We start from the raw sequence: 17,747 nt of genomic DNA on the forward strand, positions 1-17,747 counted from the left end.
CGCAAAAAAACTTGCGCGAAGCGCGCGTTGACCACAGGTACAGGCGGTGATCACACCGGCCTTCCCCGCGCGAGTGGTTTACGGCTTACTTCGTGCTCTTCCCGGTGAACCAGGCTTGATTGCCACCGTCGCCGTGCGGATCATCACGTCCGCAAGACTTGGCGCCTGCATGGGCGCGCCAGAACCACACGACTTCACCGTCCGNGATCATGCCGNTCGTCTGTCGGCATTCTCGCGTCCACCGCAGCCCGCCTCGCGTTCGTGACGATCGCGATGCGCCCCTCTGTCATCGAGGCGGGATGCGCGAACGATACGACTGATTCTAGCTTCGGAAAAACAGAAATATTTTTGCGCGGCTGGATTGACAGGATTCTCGGGCGCGGGCCTGTCGGGCAAATCAATGAGCTCGCTGTGCGAGCGCCCCGGAATGACGATCGCTGTGAGACGATCAACTCGCGGCCTTCGTCCCGTATTGCAGCACCTGCACCTTCTCCAGCGTAACGAGGCCGCTCGACATCATTTCGTCGAGCGTCGGCAAGAAGGTGTTGATCTTGTCCTCGGCATCGACGATCTCGATCACCAGCGGCAGGTCTTCCGAGAGGCGCAGGATCTTCGTGGTGTGCAGGCGACTGGAGGCGCCAAAGCCCATGGGTCCCCGCAGGACTGTCGCGCCCGCGAGATGCATCTCGCGGGCTTTCAGCACGATCGCCTCGTAGAGCGGCGAGCCGCCAAACTGATCGTTTTCACCGATAAAGATCCGAAGCAATACCGCCTGTTTTGGAATCTGCATCATCAGCTCCCTTTCAATCGATTGAGGCGGCCCGCCAGCATGGATCCGAGCCAGACGGCAACAAGCCAGGTCACGACGGATACCGCGATATAGATCAAAGCCGTTCGTTCCGCGCCCGCTTGCAGCAGCCTGACGGTCTCCAGGCTGAAGGACGAGAACGTGGTGTAGCCACCGCAAAATCCCGTCATCACAAACTGCCGCTGGCGCGCGCTCACGAACAGCCGGCCATCCGGTCCGGTCAGCGTGCTGTAGAAGCCGATGATGAATGAGCCTGTGATGTTCACGAACAGCGTCGGCCAGGGAAATCCCGACGTGAGCGGGATGACAAGCGATGCAAGATAGCGCGCGAGGCTGCCCAGCACGCCACCGGCCGCGACATATGCATACAACATCGCCGTGTTCCGCGCGGTCGAGGGGGCCTTGCTGGCGGTCATCGCGTCCGGTTTCCGCTTCATTTCAATGCATCCACCAGAGCAAAACCGAGCGCTGCGGCCGAAAGTGCCAGTGCCACGGAAACGATCACGTAGCCCGCTGCTCGGGCTTGCTCCCCGTCGCGCGCGAGCGCCAGCGTCTGCAGGCTGAAGGAAGACACGGTCGTATAAGCCCCGAGAAAGCCCGTCACCGCGAACAGCCATGGATTGGGCATGGCAAGCGCCGACGCCGGGTCCCGCGCGAGCCCACCGAAGATGCCGATCACAAAGGCGCCGCTGACATTGATCAGCAGGGTGCCCCAGGGAAACGTTTCGCCGATGCGCCGTGCGACGAAGCCCGACACGAAATAGCGCGCCATCGCTCCGAGCACGCTCCCCAAGACAACGCTGATCAATCCGCTCATGACGTGGAAACGGTCCTTTCGGTCTCGCGTAACGCTGATCTTCTCTGTTGGTGCTTGTCGACACGCTGACCAACATAAGCGACTCGGCAAATCCCACGCCACGCGCGATTCCATCCATCGATCCTGTAGATGGGGTAACGGGCCTGCCCGCGCAAAAGCCCGCGCCAGAACCGGAGCCCTGCGGCACGTCCTATTCAGGTTCACCAGTTGCCGACCGTGGAGGAGTTTTGGACACGCTCCTACCGACGCGGAAAGCGCCTGGTAGGAGTTATCAGCCTTGCGGCGGTTGTCGGGGAACCCCATCCCCATCCTGTTGCCGAAAACGTTAGTGGAATCAGCACAATCGCGCAATAGCTTCCGTTGCATAAGGCTTGCATGCAGGACGAGACGTCACAGAGCGCAGGAATGAACGATGCAAGACTCCGGAATGGTGGGACATGATCAGGCATTGCGCCGAACAGTGATCATAGTCGCGCTGCTCAACTGCGCCTATTTCGGCATCGAGTTCGCCGTCGGGCTTGCGATCGGTTCGGTCTCGCTGTTTGCCGACAGTGTCGACTTTCTCGAGGACGCCTCAGTGAATTTCCTGATCGCGTTCGCGCTGGGCTGGAGCCCGGCGGCGCGGGCACGCCTCGCGATGCTGCTCGCGCTCATCCTGCTGGCGCCAGCACTGGCCGGGCTCTGGACCGCCTGGCAGAAATTGATCTCGCCGGCAGCCCCTGCGCCCGTTCCGCTGACGCTCACCGGGCTTGGCGCGCTCGCGGTGAACCTCTCCTGCGCGCTGATGCTCGCGAAATTCCGCCACCACCGCGGCAGCCTGACCAAAGCCGCGTTTCTCTCGGCGCGCAACGATGCGATCGCCAATATCGCGATCATCGCCGCCGGCGCTGTGACCGCCTATCTCTGGCGCTCGGCCTGGCCCGATCTCATCGTCGGCTGCGGCATCGCCATCATGAACGCGGACGCCGCGCGCGAGGTATGGCAGGCAGCGCATGAGGAGCACAAGGCAGCACGGGCTTAACCCGAGAACGGCCTTGAAGCTGGCGCATATGTCAAACCGTTAGCCTGAGGTGCCGGCGCCAACGGATCCGCGCGAAGCGCGGCCCGATGACAGGCTCCGCGGCGACCTCGAAGGGCGACAGCCCGGATGTAGCAGCGGGGCCGTTCATCCTTCGAGGCTCGCTTTTCGCGAGCGCCTCAGGATGACGGAACAACTGAAAGCTTGATGCAAAGCGATCGCGTTCTAACCTGCAGGCGCGGTCGGATCCGGCTTTGCGCCGCCGTCCAACTTCTCGATCAGAAACACGATCCGCTCCTGCGTGCGTTCGGTGATCTCGACCTTGTCGCCGGTTTCGCGGATCAGGTTCGGGATGTCGATCACCGAGAGCGGATCGGTGCAGTGGACTTCGAGGCAATCGCCCGCCTTCACGGATTTCAGCGCCTTGCGCGTCTTCAGCGCAGGCAACGGGCATTTCAGGCCGGACAGGTCGAGCTTTGTCGTGGTCATGCGTGCAAGATGGCGAGGCGATCGGCGGCGGTCAACGCTTCAGATCATGATCTAGCCGATCAGATCGGCGTAGCCGAGAAAGCCGACGACATCGCCGGGCTCGACCTTTGTCACTGTCTCGCCGAGTTCGACCAGGCCGTCGGTCTCCACCAGCGACGACAGCAGGCCCGCACCCTCGCGTGGAAATTTGATTGCCTGGAGCGTGCCGTCCTCGCCTGTGCGCAGGAAACCGCGGACATATTCGCGCCGGCCGATCTTCTTCTTGTAGGTGAAGGCGGCGCGCACCGGCATCGGGACGGGCGGCGCCGCGGGCGCGCCCATTAGCGCTAGCACCGTCGGCCGCACCACGTGAACGAAGGTGACAAAGCTTGCCACGGGATTGCCGGGTAGGCCGATCAACGGCGTGCCGTCGATGATCCCCATCGCCACCGGGCGCCCGGGCTTGATCGCCATACGCCATAGCACCAGCTTGCCCACGCTCTCGACGGCCGCCTTGACGTGATCCTCTTCGCCGGTCGAAACGCCGCCGGTGGTGAGGAGGAGATCGTGGCCGGCCGCCACCTGCTTAAGGCCGTTTGCGAGCGAGATGCGTTCGTCGCGCAGGATGCCGAGATCGCTGACCGCGCAGCCGAGGCGCTTGAGCATCGCCATCAGCATGAAGCGGTTGGAGTCGAAGAGTTGCGCCGCGGCGCGCGGCTCGCCGGGCGAGGCGAGTTCGTCGCCGGTGGAGAACACCGCGACGCGAAGCGGCCGGACCACCTCCAGCCGGGTCAGCCCGAAGGCGGCGGCGAGCGCGACATCCTGCGGGCGCAAGCGCTGGCCGGCCTTCAACGCGACATGGCCTTGCGGAATGTCTTCGCCGGCCGGGCGGACATTGGCGCCGGGTTTCAAGCCCGGCGGCAGCACCACGCGGCCGGCTTCGTCAATTCGCACGTCTTCCTGCATGAACACGGTGTCGGTGCCTTCGGGCATCGGCGCGCCGGTGAAGATCCGCACCGCGTGCCCGGCCCTTGCCGGCTGCGCCGCGCTGCCGGCCTGAACGCGCCCGGCGAGCGGAAATGCACGCGCTTGCTCGCGCGGCAGCTCACCGCCCCGCACGGCATAGCCGTCGACGGCGGAATTGGTGAAGGGCGGCAGGGGCAAGGGCGCGGCGAGATCCCGCGCGAGAATGCGGCCATCGGCCTGGTCAAGCGCAACGGTCTCGATATCGCGCACCGCCGCAACGCGCGCGGCGATGATGGCAACCGCTTCGTCGACCGACATCATCGGTCCGCCGAAGGCAAAGCAATCGTCGGACAATTGCGCCATGTGGCCTCTAGACTGTTATGGCTTTGGACTGAAGCCGGCATCCCTCTTTGACCGTCCCCCTGAGACGCGAGCCAACGCGTCCGCGCAAAGCGCGGCCCGATGACAGGCTCCGGGAGCACCTCGGGGTGACGGTAAGAGTTGGGTGGCCGTTTCGATCCAACACGACCATGTGTTCACCCTTCCACCGTGCTCATCGCCAGCAGCTCTTCGATCGTAACAGCCGACCGCCGCATCAGCGTGGCAATCGCGGGGATATCGTCGAGATGCGCCACCGGCAGCCGGGTTTCAACGGCGGCGTCGCTGGCAATGCCGACGATGCCGGGATCGTCGGGGAACAGAAACGGCTTGCCGTTGGAGGCGCGATGTACCTCGATCTTGCGATGCGGCTCGGCCTTGTAGCCCTCAACGACGACGAGATCGACGCGGCTCATCTTCTTCAAGAGCTCCGGCAGCCGCGGCTCGGGCGCTCCGCGCAGCTCATGCATCAGGGCCCAACGGTTGCCCGACGACACCAGCACCTCCTCGGCGCCGGCCTCGCGGTGGCGCCACGAATCCTTGCCCGGCACGTCGACATCGAACTTGTGGTGGGCGTGCTTGATCACGGACACGCGCAGGCCTTGCTGGCGGAACAGCGGGATCACGCGCGTCAGCAAGGTGGTCTTGCCGGCGCCACTCCAGCCCGCGAGTCCGATTACTTTCATCTATCCAAACTCCACATCGCGGGCCGCGGTCTGGGAACCGGCCCCGCACTCCGTCATTCCGGGGCGATGCGAAGCATCGGACCCGGAATCTCGAGATTCCGGGTTCGCGCGCATCGTGGGCCCCGGAATGAAGTGAGCGGTGAGGCTCTGGATTGCCTCGCTTCGCTCGCGATGACGATTGGGACGCATTTCGCTCCTCTCCAACCAGCATTATATCGGTATGCAGGCCTTGTCATGCTAAGCTGATGGCCATGATGAAGATCGACAAAAAGCAGCCTGTTCCTGTCATTCTGCCCAATCCGGACGATCCGCGGCTGACGCAAGCCGTCGAAGGCATCGACCAGACCGGGGCCAGGGTCGAAACCAAAGTGCCGATGGAACGGCCGCTGACGCTCTACCTCAATGCCCAGGAGATCGTCACCATGATGACGATCGGCGATTATCCCGAATATCTTGCGCTGGGCTATCTGCTCAATCAGAACATGCTGAAATACGACGACGTCGTCACCGAGGTCGAATATGACGACGATCTCCAGGTCGTGGTGGTGCGGACCGCGCATCACACCAATTTCGAACAGAAGCTGAAGAAGCGCACCCAGACCTCCGGCTGCGCGCAGGGCACCGCGTTCGGCGATCTGCTTGAGGCGGTGGAGAGCGTCGCGCTGCCGAAGGCGGAGCTTCGCACCTCCTGGCTGTACCAGATGACGCAGACCATCAACACCATGCCCTCGCTCTACCTCGAGGCCGGCGCGATCCATGGCTGCGTGCTGTGCAAGGGGGGGACGCCCATTTGCTACACCGAGGATGTCGGCCGGCATAATGCAGTGGACAAGATTGCGGGGTGGATGTTCCGCCATGGCGTCGAAGCCGGCGACAAGATCCTCTACACCACGGGACGACTCACCTCGGAAATGGTGATCAAGACGGTGCGGATGGGGATTCCGATCCTGGTCTCGCGCTCCGGCTTCACGGCCTGGGGCGTGGAACTGGCGCGGCAGGTCGGGCTGACGCTGATCGGGCGCACGCGCGGCAAGCGCTTCATCGCGCTGTCGGGCGAAGAGCGCATCGTCTACGACCAGAACCTCGACTACGTTGAAGAGGAGTCCGCGCGCCACCGGCGCAAGGGCGCGCGCGGCGATGAATGACATTCCGGGCGTCCTGCTCGCCGGCGGCCTGGCGCGGCGAATGGGCGGCGGCGACAAGCCGATGCGCAGGATCGGCGGGCGCACCATCCTGGAGCGTGTGATCGCGCGGCTGCAGCCGCAATGCGATGGCCTGATCCTCAATGCCAATGGCGATCCCGGGCGCTTCGCGGCGTTCGCCCTTCCGGTGATCGCCGATGGCATTCCCGATTTTCCAGGACCTCTCGCCGGCGTCCTGGCCGCACTCGAGTGGGCCGCGGCCAACCGGCCGGACGTAAAATTCATGCTGAGCGCGGCCGCGGATTGCCCGTTCCTGCCGCGCGACTTAGTGACGCGGCTCGCGGCCGCGCGCGAGGAGGAAAACGCCGAGCTTGCGGTCGCGGCCTCCGGCGGCCAGTCGCATCCCGTCATCGGGCTATGGAGCGTTGCCTTGCGCGACGAGCTCCGTCACGCGCTGGTCGAGGAAGACATCCGCAAGATCGACCGCTGGACCGCGCGCTACAAGCTCGCCACCGTGACCTGGCCGACCACGCCAGTCGATCCGTTTTTCAATGCCAATACGGTCGAGGATATCGCGCAAGCCGAGCAGCTTGCGGCGCTGGACGGAGAATAGATCGCCGCCGTCGCATGCCCTTCCGCTGATACGCCACATGCGCTAAGGGCGGCGCGAGCCAATTCTCCTCCCGCCCATGTGCCCATGATTCGTCTCGACAGCATCAGCAAACAGAACGGCCATCAGATCCTTTTCATCGAAGCGTCCGCCGCGCTCCAGAGGGGCGAAAAGATCGGCCTCGTCGGCCCGAACGGTTCCGGCAAGACGACGCTGTTCCGGATGATCACGGGCCACGACCTCCCCGACGAGGGCCAGGTTTCCGTCGATCGCGGCGTGACCATCGGTTACTTCAGCCAGGATGTCGGCGAGATGTCGGGCCGCAGCGCGGTCGCCGAGGTGATGGACGGCGCCGGCCCCGTCAGCATCGTCGCGGCCGAACTGAAAGAGCTGGAAGCCGCCATGGCGGATCCGGAACGTGCCGATGACATGGACGAGATCATCGCGCGCTACGGCGAGGTGCAGGCACGGTTTGAGGAGCTGGACGGCTATGCGCTCGAGGGCCGCGCCCGCGAAGTGCTGGCCGGCTTGAGCTTCAGCCAGGACATGATGGACGGCGACGTCGGCGCATTGTCGGGCGGCTGGAAGATGCGCGTGGCGCTCGCTCGCATCCTGCTGATGCGCCCCGATGTCATGCTGCTGGACGAACCGAGCAACCACCTCGACCTCGAGAGCCTGATCTGGCTGGAGCAATTTCTCAAAGCCTATGACGGCGCGCTGCTGATGACCTCGCACGACCGCGAATTCATGAACCGCATTGTCACCAAGGTGCTGGAGATCGACGGCGGCGAGCTCACGGCCTATTCGGGCAATTACGAATTCTACGAGCAGCAACGCGCGCTGAACGAAAAGCAGCAGCAGGCCCAGTTCGATCGCCAGCAGGCCATGCTTGCAAAAGAGATCAAGTTCATCGAGCGCTTCAAGGCGCGCGCCTCGCACGCGGCGCAGGTGCAGAGCCGGGTCAAGAAGCTCGAAAAGATCAATCGGGTCGAGCCGCCGAGACGACGGCAGACGGTCGATTTCGATTTCCCGCCGGCGCCTCGCTCCGGCGAGGACGTGGCGAGCCTCAAGAACGTGCACAAGAGCTATGGCAAAAGACCCATCTATGAGGGGCTCGACTTTCAGATTCGCCGAAGAGAGCGTTGGTGCGTGATGGGCGTCAACGGCGCCGGAAAGTCCACGTTGCTCAAGCTCGTGGCGGGCTCAGCCGAGCCCGATGACGGCACGGTGACGCTCGGCGGCAGCGTGAAGATGGGCTATTTCGCCCAGCACGCCATGGACCTCTTGGATGGCGAGCGCACCGTGTTCCAGTCGTTAGAGGACGCGTTCCCGCTGGCCGGGCAAGGCTCGCTGCGTGCGCTCGCCGGCAGTTTCGGCTTCTCCGGCGACGACGTTGAGAAAAGATGCCGGGTGCTTTCGGGCGGCGAGAAGGCCCGCCTCGTCATGGCCAAGATGCTTTACGACCCGCCGAACTTCCTGGTGCTGGACGAACCGACCAACCACCTGGACATGGCGACCAAGGAAATGCTCATCACGGCACTGTCGAACTTCGAGGGCACGATGCTGTTCGTCTCGCACGACCGCCGCTTCCTCGCCGCGCTGTCCAACAGGGTGCTGGAGCTGACGCCGGAGGGCATTCACCAGTACGGCGGCGGCTACACGGAGTATGTGGCGCGCACCGGCCAGGAGGCGCCGGGCTTGCGCAGTTGAATGGAAGAGTTTATCCCGCCGCAAAGACGTCATTGCGAGCGAAGCGAAGCAATCCAGAGCCACGCGTGAGACGCTGGATTGCTTCGTCGCTTCGCTCCTCGCAATGACGGATCTCAACTCCCCTTCCCTGCATCGGGGAAGAACAACTGCTGGCCGTTGATCTTGTAATTTGCGATGGTCGCCTGGCCCCCCGGCGAGATCAGCCAGTCGACAAAAGCCTGGCCGTCCTCCTTCTTCACGTGCGGATATTTTTCCGGGTTCACCAGCATCACGCCGTATTGGTTGAACAGCCGCTTGTCGCCCTCGACGACGATCTCGAGATCGCCCTTGTTCTGATAGGAAATCCAGGTGCCGCGATCGGAGAGCGTGTAAGCGCCCATGGCGTTCGCGGTGTTGAGCGCGGCACCCATGCCTTGCCCAATCTCGCGATACCAGGGGCCTTTGGCGGCGGCGATGTCGATGCCGGACTGCTTCCATAGGCTTAACTCGGCGGTGTGCGTCCCCGAGCGGTCGCCGCGCGAAACGAAGGGCGCGTGCTTCTCGGCAATCATCTTCAGCGCGGTCTCGATGTCCTTGCCCTTGATGCCGGCGGGATCGCTCTTCGGCCCGATCAGGACGAAATCGTTGTACATGATGTCATAACGCTTCACGCCATAGCCTTCGGCCAGGAACTTCTCTTCCTGCGGCTTGGCGTGGACGAACACGACGTCGGCATCGCCGCGCCGCGCAGTGTCGAGCGCCTGCCCCGTACCTTGCGCGATCACCTTCACCTCGATGCCGGTCTTTTGCTTGAAAATCGGCAAGAGATAGCCGAACAGGCCGGAATCCTGGGTCGAGGTGGTCGAGGCCACCACGATCGAGCGGTCCGCCGCGCTCGCGGCGCTCGCAATGACGAGCAACAAGCCCGCAAGCAGAGAGGATGTCAGCCGAGACATCTCTTGTTCCTTCACCGTTCAGATCACGAGATCGCCGCGCAAAAAGCTGGCCGCCTCTGCGGACGATGGATGGTCGAGGAAGTCGCGCGCCGGAGCGCGCTCGTGCTGGCGCCCGCGCAAGAGGAAGATCACATCGCCGGCAAGGCGCCGGACCTGGCCGAGATCGTGCGAGGCCATCACCACCTTGATGCCCGACAGCGCCGCCATCTGGATGATCTCTTCCACTCCGCGCGTCGCGGCGGGATCGAGATTGGCGGTGGGCTCGTCGAGCAGCAAAATCTCGGGCTCACGCGCCAGCGCGCGTGCGAGCGCCAGCCGCTGCTGCTCGCCGCCCGACAGCCGCCGCGCTGCCCGGTGCGCCAGCTCGGCGAGTCCAACGCGCTGCAGGAGATCGGCAATGCGCGACGCCCGATCCTTCCGCGGCACGCCCGCTTGCGCGAGCGCGTAGGCGACATTGGCGGAGGCAGAGCGGCGCAGCATCACCGGGCGCTGGAACACGATGGCGCGACGCGTAGGCGCGCGATCAAGGCGGCCGCCCCAGGTGATGCGGCCGGAGGACGGTGCCGTGAGACCCATGCACAGCCGCAACAGGCTGGTCTTCCCCGCGCCGTTCGGTCCGATGAGCAGCGTCGGCGCTCCTTGCGTGATCGTCAAATTCAAGCCGTCGAGGATCGCGGTCGCGCCCGCCCGCAGCGAGACATTTTCGAGAACCAGCGGCAGATCGCTCGAAGGCGCACGCATGATCAGCCCACGTGCCGTTCGGACCAGAGGCGCGTCCCCCAGACCGCGGCATTGATCGCGATCACGATCACCACCAGGATCAGCCCGAGCCCCATCGCCAGCGGCAGGTTGCCCTTGGACGTTTCCAGCGCGATCGCAGTTGTCATTGTGCGAGTAAAGCCGTCGATATTGCCGCCGACGATCATCACCGCGCCGACCTCCGCAGCCGCGCGGCCAAAGCCGGCGAGCAGCGCGGTGAGCAGGCTGAAGCGCGCATCCCAGAGCAGCGTCGTCACGCGGGAGAACGGACCCACATTCATCGCACCGAGCTCATCGCGATACTCGATCCAGAGATCCTCGACGGTCTGGCGCGTCAGCGCCGCCAGGATCGGCGCAATCAAAATGGTCTGGGCGATCACCATCGCGCTCGGCGTGAACAACAGCCCCATCGCGCCAAGCGGCCCGGATCGCGACAGCAGGAGATAAACGGCGAGCCCTACGACCACCGGCGGCAGGCCCATCGCGGCATTGAGCAGGACCACGAGAATGGGCCGGCCGGGAAATCGCGTCAGCGCCAGCAGCGCTCCTAAGGGCATGCCGATGAGAGCCGCCAACGCGACTGCGGAGAGGCTGACGGCCAGCGACAGCCGCACGATGGCAAACAGCGCCGCATCGCCGCTCAAGATCAGGTCCCAGGCGCTTGCGTGGTCCGGCATGGCTCCTCCCTCGGCCTTGTTCGGCAAAGATTCCGCGCTTTGTCAATTGGTTGAGCCTAAGCATAAATATGCATAGAAATGCAGGATGGAATTTTTGACCACCAGCGAGGCAGCGGAATACCTCCGGCTCGGGGAGCGCAAGCTCTATGAGCTCGTGACCTCCGGCGCCATCCCCTGCAGCAAGGTGACCGGCAAATGGCTGTTTCCGCGTCACGAGCTCGATCTCTGGGTGCTCTCGGGGCTGGCGCGGCCGACCGGCATGATGGCCGCCGCCCCTCCGCCGATCGTCGGCGGCAGCCAAGACGATTTGTTGGAATGGAGCCTGCGCGAGTCCGGTTCCGGATTGGCCTCGCTCAACGAAGGCACCACGCGCGGCGTCGACCGCTTGCTGCGCGGCGAGGTCATGGCCACCGCGATCCATTTCCACAGCGATGAAGCCTCGGACAACCGCGCCGGAGACCCAAACGTCGCGACAGTGCGTGCGATGCCGGGGCTGCATGACGCCGTACTGATCGGCGTTGCCAAGCGCGAACAGGGGCTGTTGGTCGCGCCCCAGAACCCGAAGCACTTGCACAGTCTTCCCGATGTCCTGGCGTCCGGGGCCAAGATCGCGGTGCGGCAAGCGGGCGCCGGCGCACAATTGCTGCTCGAAGAGCTGCTCACGCGCATCGGCGCTTCGCTGAAAGATTTGCGCCGGCTGGAGCCGCCCTGCCTGACCGGACCCGACCTCGCCGCGGCGATCGCGACAGGCCAAGCCGATTGCGGCATCGCCACCCGCGCCGCGGCCAGGTCAGCCGGCCTCGATTTCGTACCCCTGCTCTGGGAAGATTTCGACCTGTTGATGCGCCAGCGCAGCTACTTCCGTCCCGGCATGCAGGCGCTGATCGGCTTTCTCTCCAGCAAGCGGATGAAGCAGCGGGCAGCCGACCTCTCCGGCTATGACACCACGCCCGCGGGGCAAATTCGCTTCGCGGCGTGACGGCTAGCAAGCGGCTCGACCCGATGCCGAAGAATTAGTTGCAAATACAACCAATTTGCAGCTAAAGCCAGCATGGCCGAAAACAACGAAAAACAGGCCATCATCATCCGGGGAGGACAAGACGTGACATCCGCAAGACGAACCGTGCTTGCCGCGCTGGCGGTCGCGACGCTGGCCGCGCCTGCTGCGCACGCACAAATATCCGACGACGTGGTCAAGATCGGCGTGCTAACCGACATGAACGGCCCGGCTTCGACACCGACCGGCCAAGGCTCGGTCACGGCGGCCCAAATGGCCGTCGACGATTTCGGCGGCAAGGTGCTGGGCAAGCCGATCAGCGTGATCGTCGGCGATCACCAGCTCAAGCCGGATATCGGCGGCGCGATTGCGCGGCGCTGGTATGACACGGAACAGGTCGATCTCATTGTCGACGTGCCGGTCTCCGCCGTGGGCCTCGCTGTGCAGAACATCGCCAACGAGAAGAAGAAGCTTTTCATCACCCATTCGACCGGCACGGCGGATTTCCACGGCAAGTTCTGCTCGCCCTACGCGATTCAGTGGGTGTTCGATACGCACGCACTCGCGGTCGGCACCGCACGGGCGGTGGTCAAGCGTGGCGGCGACACGTGGTTCTTCATCACCGACGATTACGCGTTCGGACATTCGCTGGAGCGCGACGCATCGAGCGTGGTCACCGCCAATGGTGGGAAGGTGCTGGGTTCGGTGCGGCCGCCGCTCGCAACGCCCGATCTCTCCTCCTTCGTGCTGCAGGCCCAGGCTTCGAAAGCCAAGATCATCGGTATCGCCGCGGGTCCGCCGAACAACATGAACGAGATCAAGACCGGTTCGGAGTTCGGTGTGTTCCAGGGCGGCCAACAGATGGCGGCCTTGCTCGCGCTGATCACCGACATTCATGGTCTGGGACTGCAGGCCGCGCAGGGGCTCCTGCTCACCACCTCGTTCTATTGGGACATGGACGACAAGACCCGCGAATGGTCCAAGCGCTACTTCGCCAAGATGAACCGGATGCCGACGATGTGGCAGGCAGGCGTCTATTCGTCGGTAATACATTATCTCCAGGCGATCAAGGAAGCCGGCACCGACGATCCGCTCAAGGTCGCGGCAAAGATGCGCGAGAAGCCGATCGAGGATTTCTTCGCCCGCAACGGCCGCTTGCGCGCGGACAATCTGATGGTGCATGACCTCTGGCTGGTCCAGGTCAAGAAGCCCGAAGAGAGCAAATACCCCTGGGACTATTACAAGGTCCTGTCCAAGATCTCCGGCGAGGACGCTTTCGGCCCGCCCGATCCGGCGTGTCCGATGGTGAAGAAGTAAGGCGCGCGGCGCGCAGCAAACTCCGATCGTCGTCCCGCCTCAGCGCTCGCTGTCGCTCGCTTGGCCGGGACGACGGCGAGTTATTTTACGATTCCAATCTCGCGGAAATACTTGAGCACGCCCGGATGGATCAGCGCCACATCCGGCGCCGCAGCGACCGTATTCGCTGCCGTTGTTTCGCAGGCTTGCGCCAACTTTTGACATAACGTGCCTTCCACGCCATGCAGCGTGCGGGCGAGATGGTAGGCGACATCCTCCGGGAGGTCTTCTCGGACGAGCACAAAACTCCAGGAGCCGACGGAAGCGATCGCCGCGGTCTGGCCGGGATAACTGCCGGCCGGCACGGTCAACGGCTTCAGGAAACTGTGCTTGGCGCGGATGCGCGCGATCTCGTCGGCGCCAGGCGCGATGAAGCGCGCCCGTTGCGGACTTGATGCCACCACCGCAAAGCCCGGCCAGCCGATGCCTGCACCCCAGAGCGCGGCGGCGCGCCCGTCCAGCACCATCGCGGGTCCATCACCGGCGCGGTCGAGATAGATCGATTTGAAGTCTTCGTCCTGCTTTAGGCCCAGACCATCGAGGATGTAGCGCGACAGGATCGGCAGGCCGGAGCCCTTGGCGCCGAACGCGACCGGCTGCCCAACGAGGTCGCGGATCGATCTGTAGGGACTGTCGGCGCGCACCACGAACATCCCCGGCGAGGAATACATCGCGGTGAGGATTTTGACATTCGTCTTCGGCCGCCCCGCGAGGCCCAGAAAAGCTTCGTAAGCAGGCTCGCCGGCCACGAGGCCGATATCGAGCTTGCCCTGTTCGAGGAGCGGAATGTTCTCGTTGCTGCCCTTGGTGTTGCGCGGCTCGATCGCCAGCATGGGATCCGCCGCGTTCATCACCTCCGCAAAGGCATTGCCATAGAGCGGGAAGCCGCCACCGGGCGTCGCCGTTCCCAGAACAACCGGGGTCTTCGAAATGGCCTTGCCTCCCTCCTGTGCGACGGCTGCTCCGGCCAGCATCAATATCGCAGCGCAAACGAGCCGGCTCATTTTGGTTCTTGGCATCGGCTTTCCGATTTCCGCGCGTCAAGATGTCCGATCATGGCCGGGCGCGACGTGTAGGCAAGCGCAGAAATTTATGAAAGCATGGGTCATCAAGAAGAAATGATCCGGGGGGAAATCATGCTCGCAAGCCTGCGCGGCGCTCTGGCCGCCTTCGCCTGTGTCGTCGCACTGGCTGTCGGGACCGCGCCGTCCGCCGCCGATACCTATCCGAGCCGGCCGGTGCACTGGCTGATCGGCTTTGCCGCGGGCGGCCCGGTCGACACGGTGGCCCGGATCATGGCGCAATGGCTTTCGGACCGTTTCGGCCAGCAATTCATCGTTGAAAATCGCGCAGGCTCGGGCGGCAACATTGCCGCCGCGGCTGCGATCAATGCGCCGCCGGACGGCTACACGCTGTTGTTCGTCGCGCCCAATAACGCGATCAGCACCTCGCTGTACAAGCATCTGCCGTTCGACTTCATGCGCGATACCGTGCCGGTCGCGAGCATCATGCAGCTCACCAACATGCTGATCGTGTCGAATGCGATGCCGGTGAAGACGGTTCAGGAGTTCATCGATTACTGCAAGGCCAATCCCGGCAAGATCTCCTTTGCATCCTCCGGCAACGGCACCTCGGTGCACATGTCGGCGGAGCTGTTCAAGGCGATGACCAAATGCGAGATGGTGCATGTGCCCTATCGCGGCTCCGCAGTCGCCATGCCCGATATTATCTCCAACAAGGTGCAGTTGATCTTCGACAACCTGCCTTCCGCGTTGGAACAGGCGCGCGGCGGCACTGTCCGCGCGCTCGGGGTGACTTCGCCACGGCGCTGGCCCGGCGTGGCAGACATTCCCGCGATCGCCGAAACCGTCCCGGGATTCGAGTCCGTCGGCTTTTATGGCATCTCGGCGCCCAAGGGCACGCCGCCCGAGATCGTCGATGCGCTCAACACGGCGGTGAACGAGGCCTTGAAGGATCCGAAGCTGGTGGCGCGTCTCGCGGAAACTGGCGGCATCGCGAAGCCGATGACGCCTGCGGAGTTCGGCAAGCTGATCGCCGATGAAACCGAAAAATGGCGCAAGGTGGTGGAGTTCGCGGGCGTGTCGGTGGATTGAGGCCGCGCGATCCGGGCGAGCGAGGTGAGCACCGGCCCAAGGATCTCCGATCTCTCGCGGCCTCTCCCCGCGCCACCGGCGGGCGGACGCAGGCGTTCATCACAAGCCTTCAATCGTTAGAATTGTAGTGAATCAGCTCTCGCTCCATTAATGTGCGGCGACTAGGTGATCGCTTGGAGAAAGGTCCGGAGTGTGGTCCTTGTTCGATATGTTCACCGTCGGGCTGTTGGCTGAAGCCGCATGCGCGATCGGTTTCTTGATCATCGTGATCACATGGATACGGGATCGCTCGACGAGATCCTATTCTTGGTGGATCCTCGGATTTTTGCTGTCCGGGTTTGGCGTCGTTCTTGCCGCGCAACGCCAGACGCTGCCCTATCTCACCGCCCTGGGCGTTCCCGGGTTCTTCGCATTGTTTGGCGCCGGCGCGCTTTGGTCGGGACTGCGCGTTTTCGACGAGCGACCGCTGCCGAGACTAGCCTTGCTGCCGCCGTCCATCTGGGCGCTGGGCCTGCCCTTCGTCTACCATAGCTTTGCGCTGCGGCAGATGCACTTCAATCTCGCGATCGGCACCACGACGCTATTGATCGGCCTCGACCTGTGGCGCTCGTCTTCCAGGGAGCTCTCGCCCCGCCTCTGCATCGCGCTCATCTGCCTGTTCGAGACGGTGGTCAGCTACAGCCAGGCGATCGCCCTCTTTGCCATGCGCGATGAGGTCGGCCAGGGCCCGCTGCGGGGATGGCTCACCTTTGCGCCCTTCCAATCCGCCGTCGCAATGGTCGCGATCGTCGTTCTCGGGATCCTGATGATTGGCGAACGCTCCGAGCGCCGCCTCCGCGATCTCGCGATGAACGACCAGTTGACCGGCATCCTCAATCGACGCGGCTTCTTCGAGGCGAGCGCGGCTCAGCTCGCCAGGCTCTCCGGCAAGTCGCGTGAGATTGCGATTGCTCTCTTCGACATCGATTTTTTCAAGGCCATCAACGACAATTACGGCCATCCTGCCGGAGACAAGGTCATTGCCGAGTTCGCGGAACGCGCCGCGCGCACGATCCGCCAAACCGACATCCTCGGCAGGATCGGCGGGGAGGAATTCGCGCTGTTGCTGCCGGACACGACCATCAACGAAGCAAGGCTCATTGTCGATCGCGTGCGCGCCGCATTCGCGCAAACCCCAATCCTGCATGACGACGTTGAAATCATGGCCACGGCGAGCGCCGGAATCTCGGTCGGCCAGGTTCAACAAGGGGCCTTTCTCGACCGGCTCATGTCGACGGCCGATTCGGCGCTGTACGCGGCGAAAAAAGCGGGACGCAATCGGACCAGCATTTTGCATATGGTGGCGCAAGCCGACCGCGGCACAGCAGCGATCGTGCGCGGTTCGCCGTGAATTTTGACCCCGGCGGCAGAAGGCAGCAACGAAGCTGCCTTTGCCGGTGTGGCTGCGGGTGACATTTGAGGACCCGCCTTCGAAGCTACCGGCCTGGAACGCGCCCAAGGGCGGCGCACAACTCCCATCCCCGACCCCGCGCCCGCACCATTGCACCAAGGCCTGCCGCCCTGTAAACGAAGGCCGCACCGCCAGGCGGAACGCCTCGGGGGCCTGTAGCTCAATGGTTAGAGCCGGCCGCTCATAACGGTCTGGTTGCAGGTTCGAGTCCTGCCGGGCCCACCAGTCAGATCAGGAGGAGCTTATCAGGGACTATTTGGCCGTAGCGGGATCACCGCACCAGAAATACTCTTGCTTGGTCGTCTATCGCTATACTCAGACGGTTGACAAAATAATCCGCGCCGTTCGGTCCGACAACAGGCCTCCTCCTCAATCGTAAATTCGGCGGCTTCTTCGCACGAATTGCCCAACCCGTGCTCTGTACTCACTTCACCAACAGTCCTGGGAGCCTGAATTAGGCGATAATCGCGCGCAATAAGCATCCCCCATTTGAAGATGGCAAAGGAGGTACGCGATGTCCTCCAGGATAACAGACGAAGTTATCGGCGCATTGCAGCACTGCAGGCTGAAGGCATATTTTCAACTGCGTGGCGAGCAAGGGATTCAATCAGGATACGAGAAGCTGCTGATTGAACAGCGAGCCAATCTGGAGTCCACGACAATAGAAAAGATCCGGCGCGAATACAGCCAAGCCGAGATCGCGATTGACCTTAGTTTGTCGGCAGAGAGTCTTTGCAAAAGAGCGTCGCTTATTCTTGGCGCTCGCCTGGAAGATGCTCGTTATGCTGTCCACTTCGATGCTCTTCGCAAGATCGATGGTCCCGCGGCACTCGGAGACTTCCGATATGAACCGGTG

General features: G+C 63.5%; 19 protein-coding genes, 1 tRNA gene and 1 riboswitch. Of the genes, 10 read left to right on the plus strand and 10 right to left on the minus strand.

The features are described from left to right. Positions 1 to 448: 448 nt before the first annotated feature. The 3 genes from F758_RS0140870 to crcB (F758_RS0140880) are packed head-to-tail and all read right to left on the minus strand — an operon-like array spanning position 449 to position 1,625. Positions 449 to 790: a DUF190 domain-containing protein gene (locus F758_RS0140870; protein ID WP_024513209.1), complete on the minus strand. Its 342-nt coding sequence runs from the start codon at positions 788 to 790 to the stop codon at positions 449 to 451. Positions 791 to 792: 2 nt separating this feature from the next. Next, positions 793 to 1,245: a fluoride efflux transporter CrcB gene (gene crcB, locus F758_RS0140875; protein ID WP_024513210.1), complete on the minus strand. Its 453-nt coding sequence runs from the start codon at positions 1,243 to 1,245 to the stop codon at positions 793 to 795. After that, a complete protein-coding gene (gene crcB / locus F758_RS0140880) occupies positions 1,242 to 1,625 on the minus strand; it encodes a fluoride efflux transporter CrcB (RefSeq protein WP_024513211.1) in 384 nt (127 codons plus the stop codon). The genes crcB (F758_RS0140875) and crcB (F758_RS0140880) overlap by 4 nt, the downstream gene beginning before the upstream one ends. Positions 1,626 to 1,880: 255 nt before the next feature. Next, positions 1,881 to 1,941, minus strand: a riboswitch (Fluoride riboswitch). 96 nt (positions 1,942 to 2,037) lie between these two features. Here crcB (F758_RS0140880) and F758_RS0140885 point away from each other — a divergent pair. After that, positions 2,038 to 2,646 (plus strand): cation efflux transmembrane domain-containing protein, encoded by a 609-nt coding sequence (locus F758_RS0140885; protein WP_245286752.1) that lies wholly within the window; start codon positions 2,038 to 2,040, stop codon positions 2,644 to 2,646. 222 nt (positions 2,647 to 2,868) lie between these two features. Here the strand turns inward: F758_RS0140885 and F758_RS0140890 are convergent, their stop codons facing one another. The 3 genes from F758_RS0140890 to mobB form a co-directional block, all read right to left on the minus strand. Further along, positions 2,869 to 3,132, minus strand: coding sequence for a sulfurtransferase TusA family protein (locus F758_RS0140890; protein WP_024513213.1), 264 nt, complete (start codon positions 3,130 to 3,132; stop codon positions 2,869 to 2,871). A gap of 51 nt (positions 3,133 to 3,183) precedes the next feature. Further along, the gene (locus F758_RS0140895; RefSeq protein WP_024513214.1) at positions 3,184 to 4,440 is read right to left on the minus strand and encodes a molybdopterin molybdotransferase MoeA; all 1,257 of its coding nucleotides are present in this window, start codon (positions 4,438 to 4,440) and stop codon (positions 3,184 to 3,186) included. 173 nt (positions 4,441 to 4,613) lie between these two features. Beyond that, on the minus strand, positions 4,614 to 5,141 hold the full coding sequence (gene mobB, locus F758_RS0140900; protein WP_024513215.1) for a molybdopterin-guanine dinucleotide biosynthesis protein B: 528 nt from the start codon (positions 5,139 to 5,141) through the stop codon (positions 4,614 to 4,616). Positions 5,142 to 5,392: 251 nt separating this feature from the next. Here mobB and fdhD point away from each other — a divergent pair, with 251 nt between their 5' ends. The 3 genes from fdhD (at position 5,393) to F758_RS0140915 (ending at position 8,603) form a co-directional block, all read left to right on the plus strand. Next, positions 5,393 to 6,286, plus strand: a complete 894-nt coding sequence (gene fdhD / locus F758_RS0140905) for a formate dehydrogenase accessory sulfurtransferase FdhD (RefSeq protein WP_024513216.1) — start codon at positions 5,393 to 5,395, stop codon at positions 6,284 to 6,286. Then, positions 6,279 to 6,896: a molybdenum cofactor guanylyltransferase MobA gene (mobA, locus tag F758_RS0140910; protein WP_035725015.1), complete on the plus strand. Its 618-nt coding sequence runs from the start codon at positions 6,279 to 6,281 to the stop codon at positions 6,894 to 6,896. Before fdhD ends, mobA begins: the two co-directional genes overlap by 8 nt. Before the next feature lie 84 nt (positions 6,897 to 6,980). Continuing rightward, positions 6,981 to 8,603: an ABC-F family ATP-binding cassette domain-containing protein gene (locus tag F758_RS0140915; RefSeq protein WP_024513218.1), complete on the plus strand. Its 1,623-nt coding sequence runs from the start codon at positions 6,981 to 6,983 to the stop codon at positions 8,601 to 8,603. A 113-nt stretch (positions 8,604 to 8,716) separates the two neighbouring features. Here F758_RS0140915 and F758_RS0140920 read toward each other — a convergent pair whose 3' ends face one another. From F758_RS0140920 to F758_RS0140930, 3 genes are read right to left on the minus strand one after another with little or no spacing between them, the layout of a single operon-like run. Beyond that, positions 8,717 to 9,538 carry an ABC transporter substrate-binding protein gene (locus F758_RS0140920; protein ID WP_024513219.1) on the minus strand — a complete coding sequence of 274 codons (822 nt, stop codon included), beginning with the start codon at positions 9,536 to 9,538 and terminating at the stop codon, positions 8,717 to 8,719. An 18-nt stretch (positions 9,539 to 9,556) separates the two neighbouring features. After that, entirely contained in the window at positions 9,557 to 10,279 is a 723-nt protein-coding gene (locus tag F758_RS0140925; RefSeq protein WP_024513220.1) for an ATP-binding cassette domain-containing protein, read from the minus strand. Positions 10,280 to 10,281: 2 nt separating this feature from the next. Beyond that, positions 10,282 to 10,974, minus strand: coding sequence for an ABC transporter permease (locus tag F758_RS0140930; RefSeq protein WP_024513221.1), 693 nt, complete (start codon positions 10,972 to 10,974; stop codon positions 10,282 to 10,284). Positions 10,975 to 11,059: 85 nt separating this feature from the next. Here F758_RS0140930 and F758_RS0140935 point away from each other — a divergent pair, with 85 nt between their 5' ends. Further along, positions 11,060 to 11,953: a substrate-binding domain-containing protein gene (locus F758_RS0140935; protein ID WP_024513222.1), complete on the plus strand. Its 894-nt coding sequence runs from the start codon at positions 11,060 to 11,062 to the stop codon at positions 11,951 to 11,953. Positions 11,954 to 12,076: 123 nt separating this feature from the next. Then, positions 12,077 to 13,288: an ABC transporter substrate-binding protein gene (locus F758_RS0140940; protein WP_035725016.1), complete on the plus strand. Its 1,212-nt coding sequence runs from the start codon at positions 12,077 to 12,079 to the stop codon at positions 13,286 to 13,288. 80 nt (positions 13,289 to 13,368) lie between these two features. Here the strand turns inward: F758_RS0140940 and F758_RS0140945 are convergent, their stop codons facing one another. After that, entirely contained in the window at positions 13,369 to 14,346 is a 978-nt protein-coding gene (locus F758_RS0140945) for a TAXI family TRAP transporter solute-binding subunit (protein ID WP_157450459.1), read from the minus strand. A gap of 117 nt (positions 14,347 to 14,463) precedes the next feature. Here F758_RS0140945 and F758_RS0140950 point away from each other — a divergent pair, with 117 nt between their 5' ends. The 4 genes from F758_RS0140950 to F758_RS50485 form a co-directional block, all read left to right on the plus strand. Beyond that, positions 14,464 to 15,441 carry a Bug family tripartite tricarboxylate transporter substrate binding protein gene (locus F758_RS0140950; RefSeq protein WP_024513225.1) on the plus strand — a complete coding sequence of 326 codons (978 nt, stop codon included), beginning with the start codon at positions 14,464 to 14,466 and terminating at the stop codon, positions 15,439 to 15,441. A 208-nt stretch (positions 15,442 to 15,649) separates the two neighbouring features. Beyond that, positions 15,650 to 16,831, plus strand: coding sequence for a GGDEF domain-containing protein (locus F758_RS0140955; RefSeq protein ID WP_035725007.1), 1,182 nt, complete (start codon positions 15,650 to 15,652; stop codon positions 16,829 to 16,831). Positions 16,832 to 17,040: 209 nt separating this feature from the next. Further along, positions 17,041 to 17,116, plus strand: a tRNA-Ile gene (locus F758_RS0140960). Between the two features lie 289 nt (positions 17,117 to 17,405). Continuing rightward, on the plus strand, positions 17,406 to 17,747 hold a 342-nt coding region (locus tag F758_RS50485), incomplete at its 3' end, for a hypothetical protein (protein WP_157450465.1).

It is taken from the genome of Bradyrhizobium sp. ARR65, assembly GCF_000472385.1.
Lineage (GTDB): Bacteria > Pseudomonadota > Alphaproteobacteria > Rhizobiales > Xanthobacteraceae > Bradyrhizobium.

Coding starts and splice junctions, on each gene's coding strand:
- F758_RS0140895 (WP_024513214.1), bottom strand. CDS start 4,440: ATGGCGCAATTGTCCGACGATTGCTTTGCCTTCGGCGGACCGATGATG.
- crcB (WP_024513211.1), bottom strand. CDS start 1,625: ATGAGCGGATTGATCAGCGTTGTCTTGGGGAGCGTGCTCGGAGCGATG.
- F758_RS0140870 (WP_024513209.1), bottom strand. CDS start 790: ATGCAGATTCCAAAACAGGCGGTATTGCTTCGGATCTTTATCGGTGAA.
- F758_RS0140955 (WP_035725007.1), top strand. CDS start 15,650: ATGTTCACCGTCGGGCTGTTGGCTGAAGCCGCATGCGCGATCGGTTTC.
- F758_RS0140945 (WP_157450459.1), bottom strand. CDS start 14,346: ATGCCAAGAACCAAAATGAGCCGGCTCGTTTGCGCTGCGATATTGATG.
- F758_RS0140890 (WP_024513213.1), bottom strand. CDS start 3,132: ATGACCACGACAAAGCTCGACCTGTCCGGCCTGAAATGCCCGTTGCCT.
- mobB (WP_024513215.1), bottom strand. CDS start 5,141: ATGAAAGTAATCGGACTCGCGGGCTGGAGTGGCGCCGGCAAGACCACC.
- F758_RS0140930 (WP_024513221.1), bottom strand. CDS start 10,974: ATGCCGGACCACGCAAGCGCCTGGGACCTGATCTTGAGCGGCGATGCG.
- mobA (WP_035725015.1), top strand. CDS start 6,279: ATGAATGACATTCCGGGCGTCCTGCTCGCCGGCGGCCTGGCGCGGCGA.
- fdhD (WP_024513216.1), top strand. CDS start 5,393: ATGATGAAGATCGACAAAAAGCAGCCTGTTCCTGTCATTCTGCCCAAT.
- F758_RS0140935 (WP_024513222.1), top strand. CDS start 11,060: ATGGAATTTTTGACCACCAGCGAGGCAGCGGAATACCTCCGGCTCGGG.
- F758_RS0140915 (WP_024513218.1), top strand. CDS start 6,981: ATGATTCGTCTCGACAGCATCAGCAAACAGAACGGCCATCAGATCCTT.
- F758_RS0140950 (WP_024513225.1), top strand. CDS start 14,464: ATGCTCGCAAGCCTGCGCGGCGCTCTGGCCGCCTTCGCCTGTGTCGTC.
- F758_RS0140925 (WP_024513220.1), bottom strand. CDS start 10,279: ATGCGTGCGCCTTCGAGCGATCTGCCGCTGGTTCTCGAAAATGTCTCG.
- F758_RS0140885 (WP_245286752.1), top strand. CDS start 2,038: ATGCAAGACTCCGGAATGGTGGGACATGATCAGGCATTGCGCCGAACA.
- F758_RS0140920 (WP_024513219.1), bottom strand. CDS start 9,538: ATGTCTCGGCTGACATCCTCTCTGCTTGCGGGCTTGTTGCTCGTCATT.
- crcB (WP_024513210.1), bottom strand. CDS start 1,245: ATGAAGCGGAAACCGGACGCGATGACCGCCAGCAAGGCCCCCTCGACC.